Source organism: Inquilinus limosus (genome assembly GCF_051487185.1).
In the GTDB taxonomy this organism is placed as follows: domain Bacteria; phylum Pseudomonadota; class Alphaproteobacteria; order DSM-16000; family Inquilinaceae; genus Inquilinus; species Inquilinus limosus_F.
Genome location: NZ_JAHVDK010000003.1, coordinates 240,576 through 265,006, shown reverse-complemented (window position 1 = coordinate 265,006; position 24,431 = coordinate 240,576). Strand labels below are relative to the sequence as shown.

Annotated in this window: 22 protein-coding genes and 1 pseudogene; 10 read left to right on the top strand and 13 right to left on the bottom strand. The window is 70.1% G+C overall.

Translation table 11 applies throughout. The features are described from left to right. Nucleotides 1-20: 20 nt before the first annotated feature. Nucleotides 21-545, bottom strand: coding sequence for an RNA polymerase sigma factor (locus tag KXR53_RS04850; RefSeq protein ID WP_437373946.1), 525 nt, complete (start codon nt 543-545; stop codon nt 21-23). Between the two features lie 405 nt (nt 546-950). On the opposite strand from KXR53_RS04850, the gene KXR53_RS04845 reads away from it, so the two are divergent. The 4 genes from KXR53_RS04845 to KXR53_RS04830 all read left to right on the top strand — a co-directional run bounded on the left by KXR53_RS04845 (nt 951) and on the right by KXR53_RS04830 (nt 6,363). Next, nucleotides 951-3,623, top strand: a complete 2,673-nt coding sequence (locus tag KXR53_RS04845) for an ATP-binding protein (protein ID WP_437373943.1) — start codon at nt 951-953, stop codon at nt 3,621-3,623. A 189-nt stretch (nt 3,624-3,812) separates the two neighbouring features. Beyond that, nucleotides 3,813-4,115, top strand: coding sequence for a hypothetical protein (locus KXR53_RS04840; RefSeq protein ID WP_437373941.1), 303 nt, complete (start codon nt 3,813-3,815; stop codon nt 4,113-4,115). Nucleotides 4,116-4,266: 151 nt separating this feature from the next. After that, nucleotides 4,267-4,554 carry a c-type cytochrome gene (locus KXR53_RS04835; protein ID WP_437373938.1) on the top strand — a complete coding sequence of 96 codons (288 nt, stop codon included), beginning with the start codon at nt 4,267-4,269 and terminating at the stop codon, nt 4,552-4,554. A gap of 348 nt (nt 4,555-4,902) precedes the next feature. Then, the gene (locus KXR53_RS04830; RefSeq protein WP_437373936.1) at nt 4,903-6,363 is read left to right on the top strand and encodes a peptidoglycan-binding protein; all 1,461 of its coding nucleotides are present in this window, start codon (nt 4,903-4,905) and stop codon (nt 6,361-6,363) included. A 46-nt stretch (nt 6,364-6,409) separates the two neighbouring features. Here KXR53_RS04830 and KXR53_RS04825 read toward each other — a convergent pair whose 3' ends face one another. The 11 genes from KXR53_RS04825 to KXR53_RS04775 form a co-directional block, all read right to left on the bottom strand. Beyond that, a complete protein-coding gene (locus tag KXR53_RS04825) occupies nt 6,410-7,921 on the bottom strand; it encodes a bifunctional metallophosphatase/5'-nucleotidase (protein ID WP_437373934.1) in 1,512 nt (503 codons plus the stop codon). Nucleotides 7,922-8,032: 111 nt separating this feature from the next. Further along, nucleotides 8,033-8,845, bottom strand: coding sequence for an MBL fold metallo-hydrolase (locus KXR53_RS04820; RefSeq protein WP_437373932.1), 813 nt, complete (start codon nt 8,843-8,845; stop codon nt 8,033-8,035). 31 nt (nt 8,846-8,876) lie between these two features. Further along, nucleotides 8,877-9,035 carry a hypothetical protein gene (locus KXR53_RS04815; protein ID WP_437373930.1) on the bottom strand — a complete coding sequence of 53 codons (159 nt, stop codon included), beginning with the start codon at nt 9,033-9,035 and terminating at the stop codon, nt 8,877-8,879. 66 nt (nt 9,036-9,101) lie between these two features. After that, nucleotides 9,102-9,893: a trans-aconitate 2-methyltransferase gene (gene tam, locus KXR53_RS04810; protein WP_437373928.1), complete on the bottom strand. Its 792-nt coding sequence runs from the start codon at nt 9,891-9,893 to the stop codon at nt 9,102-9,104. Between the two features lie 113 nt (nt 9,894-10,006). Next, entirely contained in the window at nt 10,007-11,659 is a 1,653-nt protein-coding gene (gene pgi / locus KXR53_RS04805; protein WP_437373926.1) for a glucose-6-phosphate isomerase, read from the bottom strand. Between the two features lie 79 nt (nt 11,660-11,738). Then, nucleotides 11,739-12,377, bottom strand: coding sequence for a DUF3035 domain-containing protein (locus KXR53_RS04800; protein WP_437373924.1), 639 nt, complete (start codon nt 12,375-12,377; stop codon nt 11,739-11,741). Continuing rightward, nucleotides 12,374-12,910: a signal peptidase II gene (gene lspA, locus KXR53_RS04795; protein ID WP_437373922.1), complete on the bottom strand. Its 537-nt coding sequence runs from the start codon at nt 12,908-12,910 to the stop codon at nt 12,374-12,376. Before lspA ends, KXR53_RS04800 begins: the two co-directional genes overlap by 4 nt. Beyond that, complete coding sequence (gene ileS, locus KXR53_RS04790; RefSeq protein ID WP_437373920.1) at nt 12,907-15,795, bottom strand: isoleucine--tRNA ligase; 2,889 nt, start codon at nt 15,793-15,795, stop codon at nt 12,907-12,909. Before ileS ends, lspA begins: the two co-directional genes overlap by 4 nt. 228 nt (nt 15,796-16,023) lie before the next feature. Further along, nucleotides 16,024-16,962, bottom strand: coding sequence for a bifunctional riboflavin kinase/FAD synthetase (locus KXR53_RS04785; protein ID WP_437373917.1), 939 nt, complete (start codon nt 16,960-16,962; stop codon nt 16,024-16,026). Between the two features lie 112 nt (nt 16,963-17,074). Next, on the bottom strand, nt 17,075-17,683 hold the full coding sequence (locus KXR53_RS04780) for a hypothetical protein (protein WP_437373915.1): 609 nt from the start codon (nt 17,681-17,683) through the stop codon (nt 17,075-17,077). 23 nt (nt 17,684-17,706) lie between these two features. Further along, the gene (locus tag KXR53_RS04775; RefSeq protein ID WP_437373913.1) at nt 17,707-18,261 is read right to left on the bottom strand and encodes a hypothetical protein; all 555 of its coding nucleotides are present in this window, start codon (nt 18,259-18,261) and stop codon (nt 17,707-17,709) included. A gap of 223 nt (nt 18,262-18,484) precedes the next feature. Here KXR53_RS04775 and KXR53_RS04770 point away from each other — a divergent pair, with 223 nt between their 5' ends. The 4 genes and pseudogenes from KXR53_RS04770 to KXR53_RS04755 all read left to right on the top strand — a co-directional run bounded on the left by KXR53_RS04770 (nt 18,485) and on the right by KXR53_RS04755 (nt 21,795). Then, on the top strand, nt 18,485-19,570 hold the full coding sequence (locus KXR53_RS04770) for an MGH1-like glycoside hydrolase domain-containing protein (protein ID WP_437373910.1): 1,086 nt from the start codon (nt 18,485-18,487) through the stop codon (nt 19,568-19,570). A 25-nt stretch (nt 19,571-19,595) separates the two neighbouring features. Continuing rightward, nucleotides 19,596-20,630, top strand: a complete 1,035-nt coding sequence (locus KXR53_RS04765) for a LacI family DNA-binding transcriptional regulator (RefSeq protein ID WP_437373908.1) — start codon at nt 19,596-19,598, stop codon at nt 20,628-20,630. A gap of 107 nt (nt 20,631-20,737) precedes the next feature. Further along, a pseudogene (locus KXR53_RS04760) lies at nt 20,738-21,064 on the top strand (hypothetical protein); the annotation flags it as partial. A gap of 83 nt (nt 21,065-21,147) precedes the next feature. Then, entirely contained in the window at nt 21,148-21,795 is a 648-nt protein-coding gene (locus KXR53_RS04755; protein WP_437374056.1) for a pyridoxal phosphate-dependent aminotransferase, read from the top strand. A gap of 43 nt (nt 21,796-21,838) precedes the next feature. On the opposite strand, the gene folK is transcribed toward KXR53_RS04755, so the two are convergent. Next, complete coding sequence (gene folK / locus KXR53_RS04750) at nt 21,839-22,333, bottom strand: 2-amino-4-hydroxy-6-hydroxymethyldihydropteridine diphosphokinase (protein WP_437373906.1); 495 nt, start codon at nt 22,331-22,333, stop codon at nt 21,839-21,841. Between the two features lie 164 nt (nt 22,334-22,497). On the opposite strand from folK, the gene KXR53_RS04745 reads away from it, so the two are divergent. Both KXR53_RS04745 and KXR53_RS04740 read left to right on the top strand, forming a co-directional pair. Beyond that, nucleotides 22,498-23,355: a bifunctional 5,10-methylenetetrahydrofolate dehydrogenase/5,10-methenyltetrahydrofolate cyclohydrolase gene (locus KXR53_RS04745; protein ID WP_437373904.1), complete on the top strand. Its 858-nt coding sequence runs from the start codon at nt 22,498-22,500 to the stop codon at nt 23,353-23,355. Continuing rightward, nucleotides 23,352-23,990 (top strand): cyclodeaminase/cyclohydrolase family protein, encoded by a 639-nt coding sequence (locus KXR53_RS04740; RefSeq protein WP_437373902.1) that lies wholly within the window; start codon nt 23,352-23,354, stop codon nt 23,988-23,990. The genes KXR53_RS04745 and KXR53_RS04740 overlap by 4 nt, the downstream gene beginning before the upstream one ends. The last annotated feature ends 441 nt before the right edge of the window (nt 23,991-24,431 follow it).

The window sequence follows — 24,431 nt, the reverse complement described above, 5'->3', positions numbered from 1 at the left end:
GTCATGTTGCTGGCGATGACCTACGTCGAGTCGATCGTGTCGTAGCGCGTCCGGCGGCGCGGGCGCAGCGCGCTCCGAGCCCGATGGAGCCGAGAGCGGAGAGTTCCGAGCGGCAACCGCAGGCGTTCAGCCGCTTGGTCGTAGGATTCGCCCCCGATGGCGATGCGCTCCAGGACCTCGCGGTGCTCCTCCGACAACGCTGGCCACCGGGCCTGAAGCTCCCTGAGTTCGACGACGAAATCCTGCGGGGATTGGACGCCGAGGTCGCGGTCGTCGAGCGGGACGAGCTCGGGGACGGGGCGTCCCGTCCGCGCATAGTGCGCCAGGAAGATCCGGCGCATCATCACGACCAGCCACCCTGCCATGTTGGTGTCGGGCCGCCAGAGATGAAGCTTGAGGCAGGCGCGGAGGAGTGTGTCCTGCAACAGATCATCAGCGTCTGCCCGATTGCGCGTCAGCGACGCTGCGTATCGCCGCATATTGGGAATACACGGCTCGACTACGCTATGAAATTGGCGCTTCGTGGCTGCGGATAGGGTCATCATCCGCGATTTTCCTGTATTTGAGAAATACTGTCTCAATAACCTTTCAAACTAAGCCATCCATCATTTCTTGTTGACTGTCATCCTATCGACAACCAGACCCATACGCCGATAGCGTGCATTCCATAATATTCTTTCACCCTTGAGGACGCTATTGGAAAAAGCGGATATAATCAGAATTGGGAACGTCGTGCGGCATGAGGGGACGCATCGTGGGGGCGTCAACCCTTCGACATTGTGACGTTCGCGACCAGCGCAACGAGGCTGGGCCGAGCGTCGAAACCGGGCCCGCGCATGGAGCGCGCCCCCTGAGCAGCCGAAGCGCCGCCGGTCGCCATACAGCTGCAGCAATCATCCGGCGGCGGCCTGGCTCCGCCACTTCGGATGATCCGGAAGGCGGTGTTCCCGATGCTGCTTGAGCGAGAAGGTCCACTTGAAGCCTTGTTGACCGCAGCACGGGATGCCGCAGACGGCCGCGGTCGCACCATGCTGCTCGAAGGCGAGGCGGGCATAGGCAAGACCGCTCTCCTGAGGGAGTTCGCAAGGCGTGTCGACAAGGGCTGCCGAGTGTCATGGGGATCGTGCGAGGCGCTGTTCACACCCCGCCCGCTCGGGCCGCTTCAGGACATGGCGCAGTCACTCGACCCGCGCGTAGGAGCCCTGATTGATCAAGGGCCGGCGCCGGAGCGGCTTTTCCCGGCCCTGCTGGACGTGCTGCAGCGCGCGAAGGACACGACCATCCTTGTGTTCGAGGACATGCATTGGGCCGATCATGCGACGCTCGATCTCGTGAAATACCTCGGCCGCCGCATATCCCTGCTTCCCACCCTGCTGGTGCTCAGCCTGCGCAGCGACGAGATCGGAGCCGATCATCCGCTGCGGCATGTGCTCGGCGATCTGCCGTCGGCATCGGTCACCCGCATCACGCTTGAACCCCTTTCTCCCGGCGCCGTCGCAGTGCTGGCCGAGCGGTTCGGCCGATCCGGCGCCGATCTCTATCGCATTACCGAGGGCAATCCCTTCTTCCTTACCGAGCTTCTGGCGAGCGGCGAGTCGGCACGCATTCCGGACTCCATACGCGACGCGGTCTGGGCGCGGCTGTCGCGCCTGGCGGCGGGCGAGCGGGAGGTCCTGGAAGTCATCAGCGTCGTACCCGGAAGCGTCGAGCCGTGGCTGATCCAATCCCTTCTCGGCGTCGAGGCCTGGACGCATGCGGATCAATGCGTCGCAAAGAGGCTGCTGCGCCGGGATGATCAAGGCACACTGACATTTCGCCATGAACTTGCCCGGCAGGCGACACTCGACCGGTTGCCGCTGAGCCTTCAGCGGTCGGTCCACGCGAGGGTGGCGGCGGCGCTGGCGGAGCAGCCGGCAGCGCAGACGCCTGCACTGCTGTCACGGCGGGTGCACCATTCTGCCGGGGCAGACGACGGCGCGCGCGTTCTCGAGCTCGCACCGCAGGCCGCGGCGCAAGCCGCGCGTCTCGGCGCGCATCGGGAGGCCTCCTCCCATCTGGCAACGGCGCTCGAATACGTCGCGCGGGCGCCGCCGGCACTGGCCGCACAACTCTATGAAGATTGGGCTTATGAGGCCGGACTGGCGCTGCTCGTCTATGATTCGATCATCGAGGCACGGCATCGCGCCATCGCGATCTGGCGGGACCTCGGACGCATCGACAAGGTCGCCCTCAATCTACGCTGGCTGTCGCGGCTGCATTGGCGACGCGGCGAGGGCGAGCGAGCGGAGCATTTTGCCAGCGAGGCGGTGCGCGAAGCGGAAACTCTGCCGCCCGGGCCGGAACTGGCGATGGCCTACAGCACGCGCTCGCAACTGCACATGCTGCATTATCGCTTCGACGAAGCGATCGACTGGGGCCTTCGTGCGATCGCGCTTGCCGATCAATGGGGCGAAATCGAAACGCGCATCCACGCGCTGAACAATGTCGGGACCGCGCTCCTCTTCGCCGACCGTCCCGGCGGCCGCGAACGGATGGAGGAGAGCCTCACGCTGTCATTGGAGCATGGTTATCACGACCACGCGTCGCGCGCTTACACCAACTTCGCCGAATACGCGGTCGTGTTCCTGGACTTCGACCTGGCTGAACGGCTGCTGGCGGAAGGCATCGCGTTCTGTGCCAGACATGATCTCGATTCGGCGGCGCAGTATCTGCTTGGCCGCCAAGCGCAGCTTCGCATGAAACAGGGCCGTTTCCGTGAAGCGGCGACGATAGCTCAGGGCGTCATGGATCTGGAGCGCCTGCCGGTGGTGATGCACCTGCCGGCCCTGACCGTGCTCGGGAGTGTGCATGTGCGGTTGGGCGAGCCGGGCGGTACCGCCCTGCTGCTGCAGGCGCTGCGGGAGGGTCTGCCGACCGGCGAGCCTCAGCGCATCGTGCCACCCCGCCTGGCGCTGGTCGAAGCCGCCTGGCTTGCCGAGGATCTCAAGGCCAGCCGCGAGCAGCTGGCCGCGCTCGCGGCGATGGACCTCGGCAACCTGCGTCCCTGGGACCTGGGCGAGCTGGCGGTCTGGTGGCGACGCTGCGGGATGGCGGAGCCGCTGCCAGTCCCGATCGCGCGATTGCCGCAGCCGAGAGTCACAGAACTCCGCGGCGATCCGTTGACGGCCGCGACGGAGTGGGATCGCCTGGGCCTCCCCTATGAATCGGCACTCGCCCTGATGCAGGTAAAGGGAGCCGATGTCGGGGCAGCATTGGCCCGCGCCGCGACCATATTGGGGGCGATCGAGGCTCGTCCCGCTGCGGCGCTGGTGCGCAAGCTGGCCAGGCGCATGGGGGTCGCAGATCAGTTGCCGAAGACACGGCGGGGCCCCTATGCGGCTTCCCGCCGTCACCCGCTGGGGTTGACGCTGCACGAACAGCAGGTGCTGGCTTTGGTCGCAAGAGGCTGGAGCAACAAGGAAGTCGCGCGAAGCCTATCGCGGTCGCCGCGCACCATCGACCATCAGGTGTCGGCCGTGCTCGGGAAATTCAATGCCGCCAACCGTATGGAGGTCCTCCTGCGCCTGCGCGGCGAGCCGTGGCTCCTGCCGGCCGCCAATGTATTGGAAGCTCACGAAACTTAGGCAGTCGGGCCCTTAAAATTGGGCAGCCGCGCCGATGTGCGCGTGTGCCGCTGCGCATACGGTAGATTGACCGCGACCACGGCCGGAACAAGCCCATGAGCGCGCGGATCCGGGGGGATCTCGGCGATGAACGGACGTCACCGCATCCCGATGCGACCCTCACGGCAGGATCGGCACGAGGAGACAGCCATGACGACATCGATCTTCACGGCGGCAACCGCAGCTCTGTTGCTGGCCGGCGCCGGCGCGGCACAAGCGCAGACCCCGGTTTTCGAGACCCAAGGCTTTCCGATCTCATGGCCCCAGGCCCAGGTGACCGGGCTCGCCGACATTCGGGAGCGATCGCCCGCGGCCACGCTCATGCTCGGGGGAATGCCGGCCTCGCCGCACCAGCTGGCGGTGCTGACGCCACGTGCCGCGCCGACGGCGATGGCAGATGCCTTGAACCAGACGGCGCCGACGGAGGTGAAGCTGGTGCTGCCGCAGAAATGACGACCGTCGCCAAATGAGAGACCTCGTCCGGCGGACGCCTGTTGCGGTCGGCATGGGGCTGGCCTGGCTTGTTGTCGGTCAAACCAGCACCGCCTTGCCAGGACCGCCGGGAGCGGAGACGCCCAGGCCGTACCAGATCACGGACGGCAGGGTGGACAAGCGGACCTATAGCGGATTTCGGCTCTACAACGCGGTCTGCAATCACTGCCACGGACCGGACGGTGTCGGCGGCAGCTTCGCCCCGTCGCTCATTGAGGCGCCGATGTCGATCGAAGCCTTCCGGATCATCGTGCTGGCCGGCGGTACCGCGGCGATGCCCGGCTTCGCCGATGATCCGAACGTCGCCCCGCATGTCGACGACATCTACGCGTATCTGCGCGCGCGGGCCGACGGGGTCATCGGGCGCGGCCGCCCAGCCCTGGCAGCGCAACCCGAGTGACACCACCGACATCGCCTATGTCGAGACGTGGCGTCATAGCCTTCCGGCTCGTGGCGGCGGAGTAGCGGAAAAAAGCGGTAGCGCCTTCACCCACCGACAGGCCTGCACCGTCCGAAGACCGGTTCGGAAGGGAGGGCCATCGCCGAAAGTTCATCTAGGCCGAAGCCGGCCACTTCATCCAGGATCTCACTCGGGAGCTCATAGGGCTGGGGCGTCCCCCGCTGATCAGCCTCGCAGCTCCCTCACATGGGACCGGGCAGGCGCCATCAACGGCAAAAGAAAGCGGCCTGTCCGGTCCTATGCCCAATCCAGAGGGCCGGGCAGCCCTCGAAACGGGGAGGAGGTCAGGTGACATCTCTGGCCGGTCAGGAGATTCCGCTCGAGCGTGAGCCGAGCGCTGTCCGCAGCGCCGCCGCCCGCCACGTGGCCGGGGCGCTGGTCGTTGCCGCCAGCTGCTTCGCTGTGGCGGGGTTGGGAAGCGGCCGGAGCGAGGCCGCACCGGTGGCCGCCACCGACGAAGCCCCGCAAACCTCCGCCTCCGAAACCCGTCCCGTCGCTCCGGCGGCGACCGCGCCGGCCGACGACCCGACGGCAGAGGCGCCGCTGCCGGACAACGCCTCTGCCGAGCTGCGCAGCTTGGCGCGCCAGGCCATCGCCGGCCGAGCCTTTGCCGAGCACGACCTCGGCACCTTCTTCGCACTCGGCATCGAAGTGCCGCGGAACCTCGAGCGCGCTGCCTACTGGTATCGTCGCGCCGCCGATCGGGGCGTCGCCAACGCCGCCTACAATCTCGGCGTGCTGCTGGAACGTGGCCTCGGCGTGCCGCGCGATCCGGAGGCGGCGGTGGCCCGCTTCCGCAAGGCGGCGGAGGCCGGACACACCGGCGCGCTGAATGCCTTGGGGCTCGCCTATCTCAAGGGCTCCGGTGTGGCGCGCGACCCGCAGGAGGCGTTGCATTGGTTCCGCAGTGCCAGCGTCGGCGGCAATCCGCGCGGTGCCTACAATCTGGGCCGGCTCTACGAGAGCGGTGAACTCGGGCCGCCCGATCCGCGCCTCGCCGCCGCCTGGTATCGGATCGCGGCCGAGGCGGGCTACGACCAGGCCGGGGAGGCGCTGGCAAGGCTGCAGGCGGCTCCAGGCACCGCCCCGTGGACCGTGGCCCGCACCGGTTTCGTCAGCCTGGCGGAAGCCGACCTTCTCACCCCGGTCTGGACCACCACGGCCGCCGCCGGCCCGGACCGGATCCTCGACGATCTGGCGGCGCAGATGGCGGCGGCGGGACCGGCCGGCCTGGCCGAAACGGCCATGGCGTCCGCACCGGTCCCCCTCGCGCTGCCGCGTGCGGTTGTGCTGGAGCCGCCTTTCACCACCCCCGAGATCGAGGAGATCCAGCGGCTGCTGGCGAGGCTGAACTTCGATCCGGGTCCGGCCGACGGCCGAATCGGACCCAGGACCCGGGCCGCCATCGCCGCCTTCCAGCGGAGCCTGGATCTGCCGGTGACGCGGCGGCCCTCGGCGGCGTTGCTGGAAGCGCTTCATACCGCCGCGCAGGCGGTGCCGGCCGAGGCTGCGGTGACGTCGGCCCCCATGCCGGAGCCGCGACTGACCGCCGCCCGGATCAAGGAGATCCAGCGGCAGCTGAGGAGGCTGGGGTTCAATCCGGGCCCGATCGACGGGCTGATAGGGCCCAGGACCCGGGCCGCCATCGCCGCCTTCGAGCGGAGCCATGATCTGCCGGTCACGCGGCGGGCCTCGGCGGCCCTGCTGGAGACGCTGCGGACGACGCCCTGGCCGCCTGCCTGGGTTTGACCGGACACAGCCGGCCGACGGCCCGCCCCCCTTCCGGCATCGCGGGTCAGGGCAACAGCCTGACCCGGCCCTCCACCCTGGGCGCGATCCGGCCCCGCGCCGCGATGTAGTCGATGACCTGGTTGGCGATGATCTGGGCGTCGGATTCGGTGATGACCGGCTTCGCCTCGGCCAGCATCGCATACTGATCGCCGCCGCGGGCCAGGAAGTCCGGCGTGGCCAGGGTGTAGGTCCGGTCGGGGTCGAGCGGCGCGCCGCCGACGGTGACGCTGCGCAACCGTTCGCCGACCGGCCGGTCGAGATCGGCCTCGACCGCCATGCCGGAGACCTGCGGGAACCGCCCGCCGACCTCGCGCACCTGGCTGACGCCGTTCTCCAGCGCCCGGCGCAGCACCGCGCCGGTGACCGCGAGCTTCACCGTCCGGTTGCCGAAGGGCAGCTCCGACTGGATGTCCTTGCGGGTCAGCACGGTGCCGGCCGGGTACTCCCGGTCGGCGCGGATGCCGCCGCCGTTGAACAGGGCGACATCGGCGCCGACGGCGGCGCGCATCGCATCGGCCACCAGGTTGCCGATCGCGGTCTCCTGGGTGCGGACGCTGGCGCGGCGGCTGTCCAGCGGCGTCTCGGTCACGCCGATCTCCACCAGCAGCGCCTTGTCCAGCTCGCGCCCATAGGCGGCGACCACCTCGGCGATCGCCGGATCGGGCGTGACCGTGGCGGTGTCGATCACCCGGAAGGCGGGCCACCAGTCGATGTCGGTCTCGCCCTTCTCCACCGACTTGGTGATCGTCGCCTCGGTGACGACGACGAAATTGGCCTCGGTCTGCGATTCGACCAGGGCACCTTTGCCGTCGAAATAGGTCAGGAGATGCTCGTCATGGCCGGACAGGACCAGGTCGGCCAGGCCGGCCCGCAGCAGGCCCATATCGACCGAAAGCGGCGTGTGCACCAGGGCGACGATGAAGTCGGCGCCCTTGCCGCGCAGCTCCGCCGCCTTGCGCCGGCCGGTGTCGATCGACCTTTCGAAGGTGATCTCGCCCGGGCTCGACCCGATCGGCGTGTCCTCCGTGGTCAGGCCGTAGAAGCCGATCCGGATCCCGTCCACGTCGATGATCTTGTCGTCGATCGTGTGGGCGGGGGCGCGGCCGTCCGGCTCGCGGATGTTGGAGGAGACGACGTCGAAGCGCGCCTCGGCCAGCCGGTCGCGGAAGACCTGCGGCCCGAGGTCGAAGTCGTGGTTCCCGGGCACGAAGAGGTCGACCGGAATGCGGTTCAGCAGGTCGATGATGTGGCGGCCCTTGTCGATGCCCGAGAGCAGCGAGGGCGACAGCGTGTCGCCGGTGTGGACGAAGATGGTCCGGCCCGGCCGCGCCCGCTCCGCCGCCACGGCGCCGGCCAGCCGGGCGAAGCCGCCGCGGCCGTCGCGCTCCTCCATCCGGTCGATGTCGTTGGTGTGGACGAAGCGGACCGTGACGGTCTGGCCCAGGGCCGGGACGGCCAGGGTCGCGATGCCGAGCACCGCCGCGACGACCGGCGCGATGGCCTTCCAAGAACGCATTCTGCTCCCCCTTTGGATGCGGGCCCGCGGTCAGCGCCGCTTCATGGCCTGGGCGGACCGTTTGCCACGGCGCGATGACAGGGTGATGACACGGGACAGGGGAGCGGGGTCTCAGCCGCCCTGGATGGCCCGGATGTAGCGCTCGGCCGAGCGCTGCACGGCGCCATGCGCATCCTGCGGCACCCAGCGGCCGGCGAAGGCGCCGTACAGCCGGTCGAAGGCGAAGGGCGCCACCGCCTCGGCGATGCCCTGCACCGCCCGGGCGGGCAGCGGGATCAGGTTCGGATAGCTGTACATGAAGGACACCCAGCGGCGGTCCGGCACGCCCTGTATGGTGTCGCCGCTGAGCAGCACGCCGCGCCCTTCCGCCCCCGCCGCCCAGTGCAGCACCGCGGCGCCGGCGAAATGGCCGCCGCAGCGGATCACGGTGAGGCCGTCGGCCAGGGCCAGGGTCTCGCCCGACCAGAAGGACAGCGCCGGGTCGGGCCGCCGCACCCACTCCCGGTCGGCGGCATGGAGGTGCACCGGGCAGCCGAAGGCCCGCGCCCACTCGACCATCGTCGTGTAGTAGTGCGGGTGCGAGATGGCGATGGCGCGCAGGCCGCCCATGGCCCGGATCGCCGCCACGGTGGCGTCGTCGAGCAGCGCCACGCAGTCCCACATCACGGCGCCGCCTTCGGGCAGCCGGATCAGGAAGGCGCGCTCGCCGATCGCGAAGTCCGGCTCGGTCTCGATCTGGTGCAGCCCGGTTTCGACCGGCGTGATGCGGTTGCGGTGGCCGCGCCGCAGCTCCTCCAGCGTCAGCCAGCTCTGCCCGTTTTCCGGCACGAATTGCCGCTCATCTTCGCAGATCGGGCAGGCGGCCGGCGGGGCCGGGCTGTCGGGATATTGGGTGCCGCAGGTGCGGCAGAGGTGATAGGCCATGTCGCGATCCTGTCATGGGATCGCGGAGGCCTCAATGGCGGCCGCTGCTCCCCGCACCGAAGCCGGAGTCCCTGCCGCCATGCCCCCCGCCGCCCGGCGTGTAGGGCTTGATCTCGATCCCCTCGCAGGCGGCAAGCAGGAGGAGGAAGCCGAGGAGCGATCCGATCGCGGTGAGATGAGGGATCGACATGGCGGACTCCGACGTCGTGGCCAGTTCCTGCCATGTGGTGTCCCGACGTGCTCCAGGGAAGGCCGGCTAGCGCGGCCGCCGGGCGACAAAGAACAGGCGCGGAAAGGCCAGCAGCAGCCGTCCGTCCGCCTTCGGCTGGTAGACCGCGGCGATGCGGCGTGTGTATTCCTCGAGGAAGCCGGCGCGCTGATCCCCGGTCAGCGGGTCGATGAAAGGCCTGAGGCCAGTGCCGCGCACCCAGTCGACGATCGCCTCGGGCGACGCCATCGGGTGCTGGTAGGCGGTGCGCCAGACGTCGGTCGCCGCCGCGACCGGCGCCAGCAGGTCGTAATAGGCATCGAGCGGCAGGATCTTCGTGCGCACCGAAGCGGCCTCTCCGATCGCCGCGGCCCAGGGGCCTTCCGCCGCCACCACCCGCATCAGCTGGTGCGTCGGCTCCTCCCGGTTGTCGGGCATCTGCACCGCCAGCACGCCGCCCGGCGCCAAGAGGCCGAACAGCCGCGGCACCAGGGTCTCGTGGCCCGGCACCCATTGCAGCGTGGCGTTGGCATAGATCAGGTCCGGCGCCCGCTCCGGCCGCCATTCGGTCACGTCATGCCGCTCGAAGCGGCAGCCCGGCAGGCGGGACCGGGCATCGGCCAGCATCGCCTCGGAGCTGTCGATGCCGGTCACCTCCGCTCCGGGGAATCGTTCGACCAGGAGCTCGGTCGAATTGCCCGGGCCGCAGCCGAGATCGTAGATCACGAGCGGCCGGCCGGAAGCGGGCGGATCGAGCTCGACCCGGGCCAGCAGGTCGCGCGCCGGGCGGGTGCGCTCGTCCTCAAAGCGGCGGTAGAGGGCGGGATTCCAGTCGGTCATGGCGATCCTCGGCTCACGGGCGGGTGCCCTAGTGATGAGCCGATGCCGACATTATGTCCAATAGCGTGATTCCGGCCGACCCATATGCGATCGATATGGATCGGCCGGTCCGGTCACGACCAATCACGGATCGCGGCCAGCAAGCCGAGGGTCGAGCTGTCGTGTTCGCCCGGCGCCTTCTCGCCGAGCAGCTCCGGCAGGATCACCTTGGCCAGCTGCTTGCCCAATTCCACCCCCCACTGGTCGAAGGAGTAGATGTTCCAGATGATGCCCTGGACGAAGATCTTGTGCTCGTAGAGCGCGACCAGCAGGCCGAGCGTGTAGGGGTCGACCGTCCGCACCAGGATGGTGTTGGAGGGGTGGTTGCCCTCGAACACCTTGTACGGCACCAGCGCTTCCAGCGCCGCCCCCGACAGGCCGGACTTCGCCAGCTCCGTCCGCACCTGGTCCGGCGTCTTGCCGACCATCAGGGCCTCGGTCTGGGCGAGGACGTTGGACAGCAGGATCGGGTGGTGGTCGTCGATCGGGTTGTGGCTCTCGACCGGGGCGATGAAGTCGCAGGGGATCAGCTTCGTCCCCTGATGGATCAGCTGATAGAAGGAGTGCTGGCCGTTGGTGCCGGGCTCGCCGAAGAGCACCGGCCCCGTCTGGTAGTCGACCCGGTGGCCCTGGCGATCGACCGACTTGCCGTTGGACTCCATGTCGGCCTGCTGCAGATAGGCCGGCAGCCGGTGCAGATACTGGTCGTAGGGCAGCACGGCATGGGTCTGCGCGTCCCAGAAATTGCCGTACCAGACGCCGAGCACGCCCATGACCGCCGGCAGGTTCTGCTCCAAGGGCGCCGAGCGGAAATGCGCGTCCATAGCGCGGCCGCCGGCCAGGAATCGCTCGAAGGCGTCGGCGCCGACCCCGATCATCACCGGCAGGCCGATCGCCGACCACACCGAATAGCGGCCGCCGACCCAGTCCCAGAAGCCGAACATGTTGGCGGTGTCGATGCCGAACTTGGACACCTCCGCCGCATTGGTCGAGAGTGCCGCGAAATGCTTGGCGATCGCCGCCTCCGGCGCGCCGGAATGCAGGAACCAGCGCCGGGCGGTGTGGGCGTTGGTCAGCGTCTCCTGCGTCGTGAAGGTCTTGGACGCGATCAGGAACAGGCAGGTCTCGGGGTCGATCCGCTTCAGCGTCTCGGCGATATGGGTGCCGTCGACATTGGAGACGAAGTGCAGGCGGATGCGGGGGTGGTGGTAGGGGCGCAGCGCCTCGGACACCATCACCGGGCCGAGGTCGGAGCCGCCGATGCCGATGTTGATCACGTCGGTGATCGGCTTGCCGGTATAGCCGGTCCAGCTGCCGTCGCGCACCGCGTCGGAGAATTCCCGCATGTGCTTCAGCACCGCCGCCACCTCGGGCAGCACGTTCTGGCCCCCGCCTTCCCCGGCCACCGTGACCGAGCCGGTCAGGTCGGCCCGGAGCGCGGTGTGCAGCACGGCGCGGTGCTCGGTGCCGTTGATCGGCTCGCCGGCGAACATGCGGTCGCGCCACTCCTCCACCCCCTGTTGCCGGGTGAGGGCGAAGAGGAGGCGCATCGTCTCCCCCGTCACCCGGTTCTTGGAGTAGTCGAGCAGCAGGTCGCCGAGGCGCAGCGAGAAGCGGTCGAAGCGCTGCGGGTCGGCGGCGAAGAGGTCGCGCATATGCACGCCTTCCATCGCCGTTCGATGGGCGGCGAGCGCGGTCCAGGCGGGCGAGCGGGTCAGATCGGACATGGGCAGGCGCCTCCGGTCAAGGGAGCGTGTCGGATCAAAAATGACGGGCCGGCGTATGCCGGCCCGTTGAACTCAGCCCTCAGAAGCTCGGGACGAGGCCCTCGAGCGGCGCCTTGCGCCGGCGGATGATGATCGGCGTGTCGCCGGTGGTCAGCGGCTTGCCTTCCTCCGCATTGGTGTTGAGGCGCGCCGATTCCTTGTAGGGGTCGACCACGGTGCCGGGCAGCGGCTTATCCTGCCAGAACATCAGCCGGTCGACGAGGCCGTCCTCGCTCTGCGCCCGTTCCGCCGTCTCCGTGTCGACGGTGGTGCGGATGCCCGGCTCGGCCTGCCCGGCCTTGGCCAGGATCGAAGAGGCGCCCGGGCCGACCGCGGCCGGGGCATCGCTGCGCGTCACCCTCTGGCCCTGGCCGAACAGGATCGCCTCGGCCTGTTCGCGCGGCTGGGCCTCCTGCGGCCGCGGCGCGCCCGGCGTCGGCGGCGGCAGCTCGTCCATCGAGGCCGGCATGGCCAGGGGCGCGCGGGGCATCACCGCGAATTCGTCCGGCACCGACCGGTCATAGCCGATCATCTCCTGCACCGTCTGGTTGCCGCCGCAGCCGGCGACGGCCAGGGTGGCGACGACCAGGCCGGTCAGCGTGACCAGCCTGCCCCGCCGCCGCGCCCGGCAGGGCTGGGAAAGAGAGGTAGACTGGAGAAAACGAGACTGCCCGCTCACGTTCGATCCCTCTGCTGCGCCGCCACCGGATGCGTGCGCCGGCCGAACAGACTGTCGGCAATCAGCAGCATCACCCCGATGCTGATCGCGCTGTCGGCCACGTTGAACACCCAAAAGGAATACTCCCCGGCGTGAAAATGCAAGAAATCGGCGACCGCGCCGAAGCGCAGCCGGTCGATCACATTCCCGATCGCCCCCCCGATGATCAGCCCGACGCCAAGGGCGACGAGGCCACGGTCGTTGCGCGCCAGCCAGACCAGGAGCCCGGCGACGACGGCGACCGCGACCGCCGACAGGCCCCAGCGCACGAGCGGCGTGTCGCCGGCGAGGAGACCGAAGCTGATTCCATAGTTCCAGACCATGGCGAAATCGAGGAAGCCGGTGATCCGGATCGGAGGCGCCCAGCTCGCCGTGGTGATCGGCTCGGAGAGGCCGAACAGCACCTTCAGCACCCAGAGCTTGCTGAGCTGGTCGGCGATCAGGATCAGCACGGCGATGGTCACGCCGCGCCGGAACAGCCGCGGTTCGGTCATTCGGGAGCCCCTGCCCCCAGCGCGTCCACGGCGTCGGCACAGCGGTGGCACAGATCGGGATGGGCCGTGACCGAGCCGACCTCCGGCAAGACCTTCCAGCAGCGTTCGCAGCGTTCGCCTGCCGCCGGTGCGACGGTGACACCCACCCCCGGCACGTCGGCCAGGGTGAAGGCGCCTTCCGGCACCGCGTCGGTCTCGACCGTCAGGCTGGAGGTGATGCAGATCTCGGCGAAGTCGAGGCTGCGCAGCAGCTCGGCCTCCGCCCTCCCCGCATGCACCACCGGATGGGCCTGCAGCGACGAGCCGATGCGCTTGGCCGCGCGCTCCAGCTCCAAGGCGCCGGTGACCACCCGGCGCAGATCGCGCAGCCGTGCCCAGCGCGCCGCCAGCGTGTCGTCGCGCCACGCCTCCGGCACCTCCGGGAAGGTGCGGAGATGGATGCTGATCTGCGGCCCGTCGCCGTGCCGGGCCAGCCACGCCTCCTCCGCCGTGAAGCAGAGAATCGGCGCCAGCCAGGCAGTCAGGCAGTCGAACAGCGTGTCGAGCACGGTGCGGACCGCGCGCCGGCGCGGGTCGTCCGGCCGGTCGCAGTACAGCGAGTCCTTGCGGATGTCGAAATAGAACGCCGACAGGTCGACAGCACAGAAGTTGTGCAGCGCCGTCCCCATGGCGTGGAAGTTGTAGTCCTCGATCGCCCGGCGGATCGTGCCGTCCAGCTCCCACAGCCGGTGCAGCACCCAGCGCTCCAGCTCCGGCAGCTCGGCGGCGGGCAGACGCTCGCTCTCCTGGAAGCCGTCGAGGGCGCCCAGCAGGTAGCGCAGCGTGTTGCGCAGCCGGCGATAGGCGTCGGCCTGGTACTTCAGGATCTCCGGGCCGACGCGCTGGTCCTCGGTGTAGTCGGTCGAGACCACCCACAGGCGCAGAATGTCGGCGCCGGACTGATCAACCACCTTCTGCGGCGCGACCACATTGCCGAGCGACTTCGACATCTTGCGGCCCTGCTCGTCGAGCGTGAAGCCGTGGGTCAGCACCGCGTCATAGGGCGCCCGGCCGCGGGTGCCGCAGCTCTCCAGCAGCGAGGAATGGAACCAGCCGCGATGCTGGTCCGACCCCTCGAGATACAGGTCGGCCGGCCATTTCAGCTCCGGCCGCTGCTCCAGCACGAAGGCGTGGGTCGAGCCGGATTCGAACCAGACGTCGACGATGTCGAAGATCTGCTCGTAATCCTCAGCCTTGAGGGTCTCGCCGAGGAAGAACTGGGCGTCGTGCTTGTACCAGGCGTCGGAGCCCTCGAGCTCGAAGGCCGCGGCGATGCGCTGGCACACGGCGGGATCGCGCAGCGGCTCGCCGGTCTGCTTGTCGACGAAGATCGCGATCGGCACGCCCCAGGCGCGCTGGCGGCTGATCACCCAGTCCGGCCGGCTCTCGATCATCGAGGATAGGCGGTTGTAGCCCTGCGGCGGCACGAAACGGGTCTGCATCAGCGCCGTCAGCGCCTTGTCGCGCAGCCCGTTCGTCTCCATCGAGATGAACCATTGCGGCGTGGCGCGGAAGATCAGCGGCGCCTTGGACCGCCAGCTGTGCGGGTAGGAATGGCGGATCTGGTTCTTGGCCAGCAGGCCGCCGGCGGCCTCGATCGCCGCGGTCACCACCTTGTTGGCGTCGCCCTTCTTGCCGTCCGGCCGGTAGATCACATGGCCGGCGAACAGCGGCACGCTGGCGTGGTAGCGGCCGTCCTCGGTCACCGTCTCGGTCGCGGCGATGCCATGGGCGCGGCCGAGCTCGAAATCGTCGGCGCCGTGGCTGGGCGCGGTGTGGACGAGGCCGGTGCCGGCGTCGACCGTGACATGGCCGCCGGGCAGGAACGGCACCTCGAAATCATAGCCCTGGCCCGCCAGCGGGTGGCGGGCGACGGTGCCGGCGAAGGCCGAGCCCGGGAATTTGTCGACGCAGGTCCAGGCGGTGACGGCGAGATCCTTCGCCACCGTCTCGGCCAGCGCCGTGGCCAGCACCAGCGTCTCGCCGACCTTCGCCAGGCTGCCTTCGGCAACAGTGTCGACCCGGTAGACGCCGTATTCGAACTCCGGACCATAGGCGATGGCGCGGTTGGCCGGCAGGGTCCAGGGCGTGGTCGTCCAGGCGACCGCCGCGGCGCCGGCGAGCGACGGCCGCGAGGCCTGGACCACCGGGAAGCGAACCCAGACCATGTCCGAGGTCAGGTCCTGGTACTCGACCTCGGCCTCGGCCAGGGCGGTCTTCTCGACCACCGACCACAGCACCGGCTTCAGCCCGCGGTAGAGCCCGCCATTGAGCAGGAACTTGTGGATCTCGCGGACGATCTGCGCCTCGGCCGCGTCGGTCATGGTGAGATAGGGGTTGGCCCAGTCGCCCATCACGCCAAGGCGCTGGAACTGCTCCGACTGCACCCCGACCCAATGCCGGGCGAAGGCGCGGCACTCCTCGCGGAACTGCAGCACCGGCACCGCGTCCTTGTCCTGGCCGGCCTTGCGGTATTTCTCCTCGATCTTCCACTCGATCGGCAGACCGTGGCAGTCCCAGCCCGGGACATAGACGGAATCCCGGCCCAGCATCTGGCGCGTGCGGACAACGATATCCTTCAGGATCTTGTTGACGGCGTGGCCGATATGGATATCGGCATTGGCGTAGGGCGGGCCGTCATGCAGCACGAATTTGTCGCGGCCCTTGGAGGCGTTGCGGATCTGGCCGAGCAGGTCGATCGCTGTCCACCGGGCCAGCAGCTCCGGCTCCTTCTGCGGCAGGCCGCCGCGCATCGGGAAGTCCGTCTTCGGCAGAAAGACGGTGGATCGGTAGTCGGACGCGGCCGGGGCGGCAGCGCCCGGTGTCTCGGCGGGCTGGGCGGTCATGACATGAAGGCTCGTGGATCCACGCGGGGCTCAATACCCGCTTTGACGCTCGGATGCCAGCCGGACGACCCAACGGGCCGGTGGGGCGGCATGATGTGAGGGGTGCGCGCGGCGCGGTGACCCGACCCCCGTCAGAGGGCCGGGCGGATAATTCGGAACAGGGCAGCCGTCTTGCGCATGAATATGATCGTAGCGGATGGGCGCCCGGGGTCAAGCCGCGGCGGCGACTTACCGCGCCAGGGCCCGCCGTGCGGCCTCGCAGTCGCGGTCGATCTGGGCGACCAGCGCCTCGAGCGAGTCGAACTTCTCCTCGCCGCGCAGCCGTTCCACCAGCTGCACCCGTAGATGGCGGTGGTAGAGATCGCCCGAGAAGTCGAAGAGGTAGGCTTCGAGAAGCGGCGTCTCGGTCCGCCACATCGGCCGGATGCCGAGGCTGGCGACGCCGTCGTGCCAGACCAGCGGCCCGCCCTCGTCCACTGCGCAGCGCACGGCGTAGATGCCGTAGGCCGGGCGCAGGAACTCGCCGAGCTCGACATTGGCGGTCGGGTAGCCCAGCTCGCGGCCGCGCTTGTCGCCGTGCTCGACCCGGCCCTCGATCTCCCAAGGTCGACCCAGGATCTCGGCGGCGCCGCGCGCGTCGCCGGCCACCAGCAGCTCGCGCGCCCGGCTCGAGGAGTAGAGTCCGCCGGTCTCGTCCGAGGCCTGGGTGACGATGGTGACGCCGAAGCCGAGCCGCCGGCCGTGGGCGGTCAGCGTCTCCGGCGTGCCCGCCCGGCGGTGGCCGAAGCAGAAATCGTAGCCGACCACGACATGACGAACGCCCAGCGCCCCGACCAGCACGGTCTCGACGAAGTCCTCGGCCGAGCGGGCGGCGAAGGCCCAGTCGAAATGCAGCACCACATGCAGATCGACGCCCAGCGCCTCCAGGAGGCGCGCCTTGATCCGGAACGGAGTCAGGCGGAAGGGCGAGTCCTGCGGCCGGAACAGGCTGCGCGGATGCGGCTCGAAGCTGAGCACACAGACCGGGACGCCGAGCCGCAGCGCCTCGGCCCGGGCGGCCGCGACCACGGTCTGATGGCCGCGATGCACGCCGTCGAAATTGCCGATGGCGACCACCGCGCCGCGCGCCGCGGCCGGCAGGTTCTCGTAGTGGCGGAAGATCTGCATGGGCCTCATCTCGGCCCGGCCGGTCCTGCCGGGCCCGCTGGATATAGCGAGGACCGGGGCCGCCGGCCAGGGGGCAGGGCCGACGGCGCGGCCGCGCGCCACCGGTCGACGGCTATGACCGCGTCGCCCCGGGGCGACGCGGGGCCGGCGCAAGGCGGGCGGTCGGGGCCAGGCGGCGCTGCACCACGTATATCGGCCCGGCCGGCATGTTGTCGGTGACCACCAGATGCAGCGTCACCGTGCCGCCGGGCGGGATCGCGCCGCCCTCGAACAGGAGGCCGTCATGCGGCTCGTCGATCACCCGGCCGGAGGCGAAGCCCTCCGCCCAGATCGACCGTGCCACCAGCGGCCCCTGGGCAAAGGACAGGCCGTCGTCATAGGTGCTGCCCTCGCCGCGGCGCCGTTCCAGCTGCACCGGGAAGTCGCGCCAGACCTGGCCGGTGTCGTTGCGCGCGATCTTGGTCAAGGCGAAGCCGGTGAGGTGGGCCGTGGCGATGCGATTGCCGAAGGCGGCGGTCAGCCCGGTGATGGTCAGCGCCGCCTCGCCGCTGCCGGTGATCCGCTCGACCACCACGAAAGGATCGTCGAGCCTGCCCGTCCCGGTCGCGGATTCGAGCACGAAGCCGCCTTCGGCGTCGCTGAACACCAGCCCCGCGGCCGAGATTTCGCCCGCCCGCGCCGCCGCGCCCGGAAGCCAGAGGCACAGCAGCAGGCCTGACATCGCTGCACGCCGCGCGGCGCCGGTCATGGCCCGACCCGGGCGGCGGCGACGCGCTGCGGCGGCGGCAGCGCCGCGGTCGGCTGGATCCGTCGCTGCACGACGTAGAAGGGCGCCGACGGGGTGTTGTCGGTGACCAGGACGCGCAGGACCACCGTGCCGCCGGGCACCACCGTGCCGTCATGGAACAGCACCATGTCGCGCGGCTCGTCATACATCTGCGCCGCGGCGAACAGGTCGGCCCGGATACCGCGCGCCCCCTCGGGCGCCTGGGCGAAGGACAGGCCGTCGCCATAGGGGCTCTGGTCGCCGCGCCGCTCCTGCAACTCGACCGGGAAGTCGCGCCAGGTCTCCCCGGTGTCGTTGCGCACCACCTTGACCAGGGCGAAGCCGACCAGATGCGCGGTGCCGACCCGGTTGCCGAAGGCCGGCGTCAGCCCGGTGACGGTGAGCGCGGCCTCGCCCTTGCCGGTGATCCGCTCGACCACCACGAAAGGATCGTCGAGCCGCCCGCTCCCGGTCGCGGATTCGAGCACGAAGCCGCCCTCTGCGTCGCTGAAGGTGATCCCCGCGACCGTCATCTCTGCCGCATGGGCGGCCACCCCCCATGCCGCCAGGACGATGACGGGGGCGCATGACGCCAAGCGCCTCATGCCGATCAGTGTGGCTGTCCCCCGCGTCGCGGTAAAGCCGTGATCACGGCTGGCCGGACCGTTGCGCTTCCGTTACGAATTGAGTTTTCATAAATATTTATATAAATCACCCGCGCATTGCCGGCCTGCCGCCCCCGATCCGCGAGCATTCATGACCACCGATCTGACCGAGGCCGCGACCGCCGTTCTCCGCGCCAACGACCGGGGCGGGTACACGGTGCCGACCGCCTCCGGCCCTACCCGGGCGCAGGGGAACTGGGAGTCCTGCCTGGCCGCGCTCGGCCTCGCCCGGTTCGACGAGGACCGCGCCTGGACCGAGATCGAGACCCTGCTGGCCGGGCAACGGCCAGACGGCATGGTCCCGCACGTCCTGCTCCACGGCGATGTCCCGAACGGCGCGGCCGGGCCGGACGGGCCCGGCATCACCCGGCCGCCGCTGGCCGCCACCGCCGTCCGCGACCTGTTCGAGCGCTTCGGGGTGCAGAGGTCACGCCCACGCCTGCGCGGGCTGACGCCGAAGCTGCTGGCCTGGCACCGCTGGTTCGCCGCGGCACGGGACCCCGACGGCACCGGTCTTGCGGCGATCATCGATCCCGGGGAAAGCGGCATGGTTGGCAGCCCCGCCTGGGATGATGCCGTGGCTCCGTTCCGCGTCGCCGATATCGGCGTCAACGCCATCCTGCAACGCGCCAACCGCGACCTGCGCTTCCTTCTCGACATGCTCGACGACAGCGCCGGCACGGCCGAGGTCGACCGCGTGATCGCCAGGACCCGCGCCGCGCTGGAGAGATGCTGGGACCGGGCCGAGGGCCTCTACCATTCGCGCGACACCCGCGCCGGAAAGATCCTCCGCAAGCCCGGCATCGGCGGGCTGCTGCCGCTCTACGCCGATCCGACTCTGGCGGAGCATCGCCCGGCGATGCTCGCCTCGCTGGAGCGCTGGCTGGACGAGGTCGAGATCGCGGTGCCGAGCTTCGCGCCCGGCCGGCCCGAATTCGACCCCCGGAAGCCCTGGCGCGGTCCGGTCAGCCCGGTGGTCAACTGGATGCTGCATGACGGGCTCCGACGCGGCGGCCGGCAGGACCTGGCTGCGCGCATCCGCCGCGACAGCATGGCGGTTGTGGCCCGCAGCGGCTTCCGCGAGTATTTCGACCCGATCACCGGCGAGGGGCTCGGCGGCGCCGGCGCCTCTTCGACCGCGGCCGTCGTGCTGCTGTTCGCCGGGATCGAGGATTGACCGGGATCGCGGACGGGACGGGCGAATGGCGGATCGCAAACGGGTGGGCATCGTCGAACTCGCCCGATCGCTCGGACTGTCGACCTACACCGTCTCCCGCGCCCTCAACGGCCATGGCGACGTCGCCGACGAGACCCGCAAGCGAGTGCTGGCGGCGGCGCAGGAGATCGGCTACACGCCGAACGCGCTGGGCCGCACCCTGCGCCGCGGCCGGGCCGACACCGTCGGCTTCCTGCTGACGCCGTCGCCCGGCGGCCTGGTCGACAGCTATTTCCTGCCGCTCCTGACCGGCATCGACGCCGTGCTGTCGCCGGCGGGCTACGCCGTGCTGGTCGCCGGCGCCGCGCCGGACGAGCAGGAGCTCGAGACCCTGCGCCGGCTGGTCGAGGGCCGCCGGGTCGACGCCGTGATCCTGACCCGGGTGCGGGTCGACGACCCGCGCGCCGCCTATCTGCGCCGGCAGGACTTCCCCTTCACCATGCTCGGCCGCGACGGCGACCGGCCGGGGACGCCCTTCGTCGACGCCGACCACCGCGCCAGCGGCCGGGCCGCGACCGCCTGGCTGGCGGCCCGCGGCCATCGCCGCATCGCCCTGATCAACACGCCGGAGCAAGTCAACGCCAGCCGGCAGCGCCTCGACGGGTGGCAGGAGGCGCTCGCCGCCGCCGGCCTTGTCGCCGACCCGGCCTGGCATCGCTGCGGCGATTACACCGCCCGGAGCGGCGGCCGGCAGGCCGAGGCGCTGCTGGGTCTGTCGCCGCGGCCGACCGCGATCCTGTGCGGCAATGACGAGATGGCGTTCGGCGCCGCCGAGGCGGTGCGCGCCGCCGGCCTGTCCGTGGGCCACGACGTTTCGATCATCGGCTGCGACGACATCCCGATCGCAGGGCTGGCGAACCCGCCCCTGACCACCTTCCGCACCTCGCTGCGCCCCTTCGGCGAGCACTTGGCCGAGCAGGTGCTGGCGCTGCTGCGCGGCGAGACGCCGCCGTCGCATCTGGTGCTGCCGGAGCTGGTCGAGCGCGGCTCCGCCGGGCCGGCGCCGGTGGAGCAGGGCTGAGGCTTGCCCGGTCGTCACGAAGGTGCCGGGTTCGCCGCCGCAGGATCCGGTTGCGGTGCGCCCGGTCCCGTCGGGATATTGGCGGCTCACCTCACCTGGACATTGCCATGAGCCGCTTCTGGAGCCCGATCGTCCACACATTGACCCCGTACGTCCCGGGGGAGCAGCCCGCCCGGCACGATCTGGTCAAGCTCAACACCAACGAGAATCCCTACGGTCCGTCGCCTCGCGCGCTCGCGGCGATCTCGGAGGTGACGACGGATGCGCTGAGGCTCTACCCCGATCCGACCGCCCTTCGGCTACGGGCCGCGATCGCCGAGCACCACGGCATCGACGCGGACCAGGTGTTCGCCGGCAACGGTTCCGACGAGGTTCTGGCGCACACGTTCCAGGCCCTGCTGAAGCACGCCGCCCCGCTGCTCTTCCCCGACGTCACCTACAGCTTCTACCCGACCTATTGCCGTCTCTACGGTGTCGAGTTTCCGAGGTTCCGCTCGACGACGCCCTGCGGATCCGCGTGGCCGACTATCGCGGGCCCTGCGGCGCGGTCATCCTGCCGAATCCGAATGCGCCGACCGGCATCGCCCTGCCGCGCGACGAGATCGAGGCCCTGGTGGCCGACCATCCGGATCAGGTCGTCGCGATCGACGAAGCCTATGTGGATTTCGGCGGGCAGAGCGCCGTGCCGCTGGTGGACAGATATCCCAATCTGCTCGTGATCCGGACCTTCTCCAAATCGCATGGCCTCGCCGGGCTCCGCGTCGGCTTCGCCATCGGCCAGCGGCCGCTGATCGAGGCGCTGGAGCGGGTCCGCGACAGCTTCAACTCCTATCCGCTCGACCGCCTCGCCATCGCCGGCGCGGTCGCCGCCTGGGAGGACCGGGCGTGGTTCGAGACGCAGCGCGATCGGATCGTCGCCAGCCGGGAGCGGCTGGCGGCGTCGCTGCGCGACCTCGGCTTCGATGTGCTGCGCTCGGCCGCGAACTTCCTGTTCGTCCGCCATCCGGTGCGGCCGGGCGCCGAGCTTGCGGCGGCGCTTAGGGGCAGGGCGATCCTGGTGCGCCATTTCCCGAAGCCGCGCATCCGCGATCACCTCCGCATCAGCATCGGTACGGACGCCGAATGCGACCGGCTCGTGGCAGCCCTCCGGGATCTGGTCGCCTGAGCCGAAGCCCGGCCGGCGGATCGGGGCCGCCGGCCGGCCGATCCTAATCCAGCCGCAGGTCGTCGCGCCGGACCACGCCGGAGAGCGGCCCGAGTGCCTGCAGCAGCTGCGCCACGCTGCGGCCGTCGACCGGATGCCGCCAGCCGGCCGCGATATCGGCGGCCGGTGCCAGGACGAAGCCGCGCTCCGCCATCCGCGGATGCGGCACCACCAGGTCCGGCCGGTCGATGACGCGGTCGCCATAGAGCAGCAGGTCGATATCGATCAGCCGCGGCCCTTTTGGGCGGCTGGGGACCCGGCCGATCTCCGCCTCCGCCGCCTTCAGCCGCGCCAGCAGCGCCTCGGGTTCGAGGTCGGTCCGGGCGGCGACGCACATGTTGAGGAAGGGGGGCTGGTCGGTGTCGTACATCGGCGCCGTCTCATAGACAGCCGAGAGCGCCTCGACCGCAACGGTGCGGCGCAGCCAGGCGATCGCCCGCCGCAGATTGGCCGCGCGGTCGCCGAGATTGGTTCCGAGCGCGAACAGGACGGGGACCATCGCTTGCTCCAGGGCCGATCCCGTGCTTCGCCGCGAATCGGCCGATCGGTGTCGCGGCCCCAGTGGCGAGGGGCGGCCGCGTTATGGCCTTGTCCGGCGGAAATGTCGAGCCGGGGACGCCGATGTTGGTGTATTGCCGGCTGAACGCCTCACGGGACCTCGCCATGGCCGAAGCCACCGCCCTGCTGGGAAAGCCGATCGCCGACCGGATCCGGTCGCGGATCCTGGCGGACCGGCCGCCCGATCTCCGCCCCTGCCTGGCCGTGGTGGTGGCCAGCGATGACGCCGCGGTCGCCCGTTACGCCGCCGCCAAGCAGCGCATCGCCGATGCGCTGGGGCTGAGCTTCCGGGTCGAGACGGTCGATCCGGCGGGCGGCCAGGCCGCGCTCGACGACCGCGTCGCTGCGCTGTCTGCCGATCCCGGCGTGCACGGCATCCTGCTGGAACTGCCGCTGGCCGCGGGCCTGGACGTCGAGACCGCCATCCGGCGGCTCGACCCGCTGAAGGATGTCGACGGGCTGACGCCGCACAATCTCGGCCTGATCGCCGCCGGGCGCGAGGCCGACGCGCTGCTGCCGGCCACCCCGGACGCCTGCATCCGCCTGGCCGAGACCGTCGCGGATCTGAGGGGTTCCCGGGCCGTGGTGGTCGGCCGCGGTCGTGCCGTCGGCCGGGCTTTGGCGCCGATGCTGGTCAACCGTGACGCCACGGTGACGGTCTGCCATAGCCGCACCCGCGACCTGGCCGCCGCCGTCGCCGCCGCCGACATCGTCTTCGTCGCCGCCGGCCGGCCAGGGCTGGTCACCGGTGCGATGGTCCGGCCGGGGCAGGTGGTGGTCGATGCCGGCATCTCGGTGATCGACGGCCGGGTGGTCGGCGATGTCGACGCCGGCAGCGTCCGCCCGGTCGCCGCGGCGCTGACGCCGGTGCCGGGCGGCGTCGGGCCGCTGACCGCGACCCTGATCTTCGCCAATCTGCTGCGGGCCGTGCACCTGCAGCGCCTGGCCGGGAGACTACGATGACCACCCAGACCGAAGACAGCCTCTGGCAATGGCCGCTCGCCACCTTCCGCGACGCGCTGGCCAGCGATTCGCCGACGCCGGGCGGCGGCTCCGCGGCCATGGTGTCGGCGACGATCGGCCTCGGCCTCGTGGTGATGGCGCTGCGCGTCACCGCCAACAAGGCGGCCGACCGGACCTTCCTCGACACGCTGATTCTGTCGGGCGAGCGGCTGATCGCCGAGCTGTCGGCCCATGCCGAGGCCGATGTCGCCGTGTTCGACGCCTATATGGCGGCGCTGAAGCTGCCGAAGGCGACCGAGGACGAGAAGGCGGCGCGGCGCAAGGCGCTGCGGGAGGCGACGATCGCCGCCACCGAGATTCCGCTGAACGCGGCCCAGACCGCGCTGGAGGGGATCGACCTCGCCAACCAGGCCGCCACGCTGGCGGCGACCCAGATCGTCAGCGATGTCGGCGCCGGCGCCGCGACTCTGCGCGGCGCGGTCGAGGCGGTGCTCTATGCCGTCGATGTCAATCTGCGCGGCCTCGACGATGCCGCCCGCCGCCAGGTCTATGCCGACAGCCGCGACCGTCTGCTCGCGGCGGCGGAGCAGCGTGCCGGCGGCATCGCCCGGCTGGTGCGGGACCGGCTGCGCTGAGGGGCTGATTCTTCGGTCCCGCCGCCCGTCCGCGGCCGACGTCCCGGCGGGGTCCGACGGGTTTCCCCGGCACGAGCGGCGGAATCGCGGTGCGGCCGCAGATCTTTGGCCCAATCCATTGGATTTATTCGAAAATTTGCGGATTCCGCCGATTCTCGGTCGGAGCCGGGGCTGTCACGGTCTTGTTGCATCCGCACCGCCTTGCGGAGTCCTTCGCTTTTCGGTTTCCAAAATCCGAACAATCGGTTAACCCGGTCGCGAATGGCCGCGCAGGCTGGTGGTGCATCACTGCAACACTGCGCGAAATTCGCAACAGCGCGCGGTCCATTTCAATTGCGGTCTACGCCCGACCATCGTACATGCAAGGGGAGCGGTCTGGTCGCAGCCCTTGAAGGAAGCGGGGGACGAGACCTCGGTTGAACCGTGATCAGCGAGGTATTG

Bases quoted from the DNA above. Each gene is read 5' to 3' on its own strand.
- pgi (WP_437373926.1), bottom strand. From the start codon at position 11,659: ATGTCCGATCTGACCCGCTCGCCCGCCTGGACCGCGCTCGCCGCCCAT.
- ileS (WP_437373920.1), bottom strand. From the start codon at position 15,795: ATGACCGCCCAGCCCGCCGAGACACCGGGCGCTGCCGCCCCGGCCGCG.
- KXR53_RS04850 (WP_437373946.1), bottom strand. From the start codon at position 545: ATGATGACCCTATCCGCAGCCACGAAGCGCCAATTTCATAGCGTAGTC.
- lspA (WP_437373922.1), bottom strand. From the start codon at position 12,910: ATGACCGAACCGCGGCTGTTCCGGCGCGGCGTGACCATCGCCGTGCTG.
- KXR53_RS04820 (WP_437373932.1), bottom strand. From the start codon at position 8,845: ATGGCCTATCACCTCTGCCGCACCTGCGGCACCCAATATCCCGACAGC.
- KXR53_RS04765 (WP_437373908.1), top strand. From the start codon at position 19,596: ATGGCGGATCGCAAACGGGTGGGCATCGTCGAACTCGCCCGATCGCTC.
- KXR53_RS04785 (WP_437373917.1), bottom strand. From the start codon at position 16,962: ATGCAGATCTTCCGCCACTACGAGAACCTGCCGGCCGCGGCGCGCGGC.
- KXR53_RS04815 (WP_437373930.1), bottom strand. From the start codon at position 9,035: ATGTCGATCCCTCATCTCACCGCGATCGGATCGCTCCTCGGCTTCCTC.
- KXR53_RS04780 (WP_437373915.1), bottom strand. From the start codon at position 17,683: ATGTCAGGCCTGCTGCTGTGCCTCTGGCTTCCGGGCGCGGCGGCGCGG.
- tam (WP_437373928.1), bottom strand. From the start codon at position 9,893: ATGACCGACTGGAATCCCGCCCTCTACCGCCGCTTTGAGGACGAGCGC.
- KXR53_RS04740 (WP_437373902.1), top strand. From the start codon at position 23,352: ATGACCACCCAGACCGAAGACAGCCTCTGGCAATGGCCGCTCGCCACC.
- KXR53_RS04745 (WP_437373904.1), top strand. From the start codon at position 22,498: ATGGCCGAAGCCACCGCCCTGCTGGGAAAGCCGATCGCCGACCGGATC.
- KXR53_RS04775 (WP_437373913.1), bottom strand. From the start codon at position 18,261: ATGACGGTCGCGGGGATCACCTTCAGCGACGCAGAGGGCGGCTTCGTG.
- KXR53_RS04845 (WP_437373943.1), top strand. From the start codon at position 951: ATGCTGCTTGAGCGAGAAGGTCCACTTGAAGCCTTGTTGACCGCAGCA.
- KXR53_RS04825 (WP_437373934.1), bottom strand. From the start codon at position 7,921: ATGCGTTCTTGGAAGGCCATCGCGCCGGTCGTCGCGGCGGTGCTCGGC.
- folK (WP_437373906.1), bottom strand. From the start codon at position 22,333: ATGGTCCCCGTCCTGTTCGCGCTCGGAACCAATCTCGGCGACCGCGCG.
- KXR53_RS04770 (WP_437373910.1), top strand. From the start codon at position 18,485: ATGACCACCGATCTGACCGAGGCCGCGACCGCCGTTCTCCGCGCCAAC.
- KXR53_RS04840 (WP_437373941.1), top strand. From the start codon at position 3,813: ATGACGACATCGATCTTCACGGCGGCAACCGCAGCTCTGTTGCTGGCC.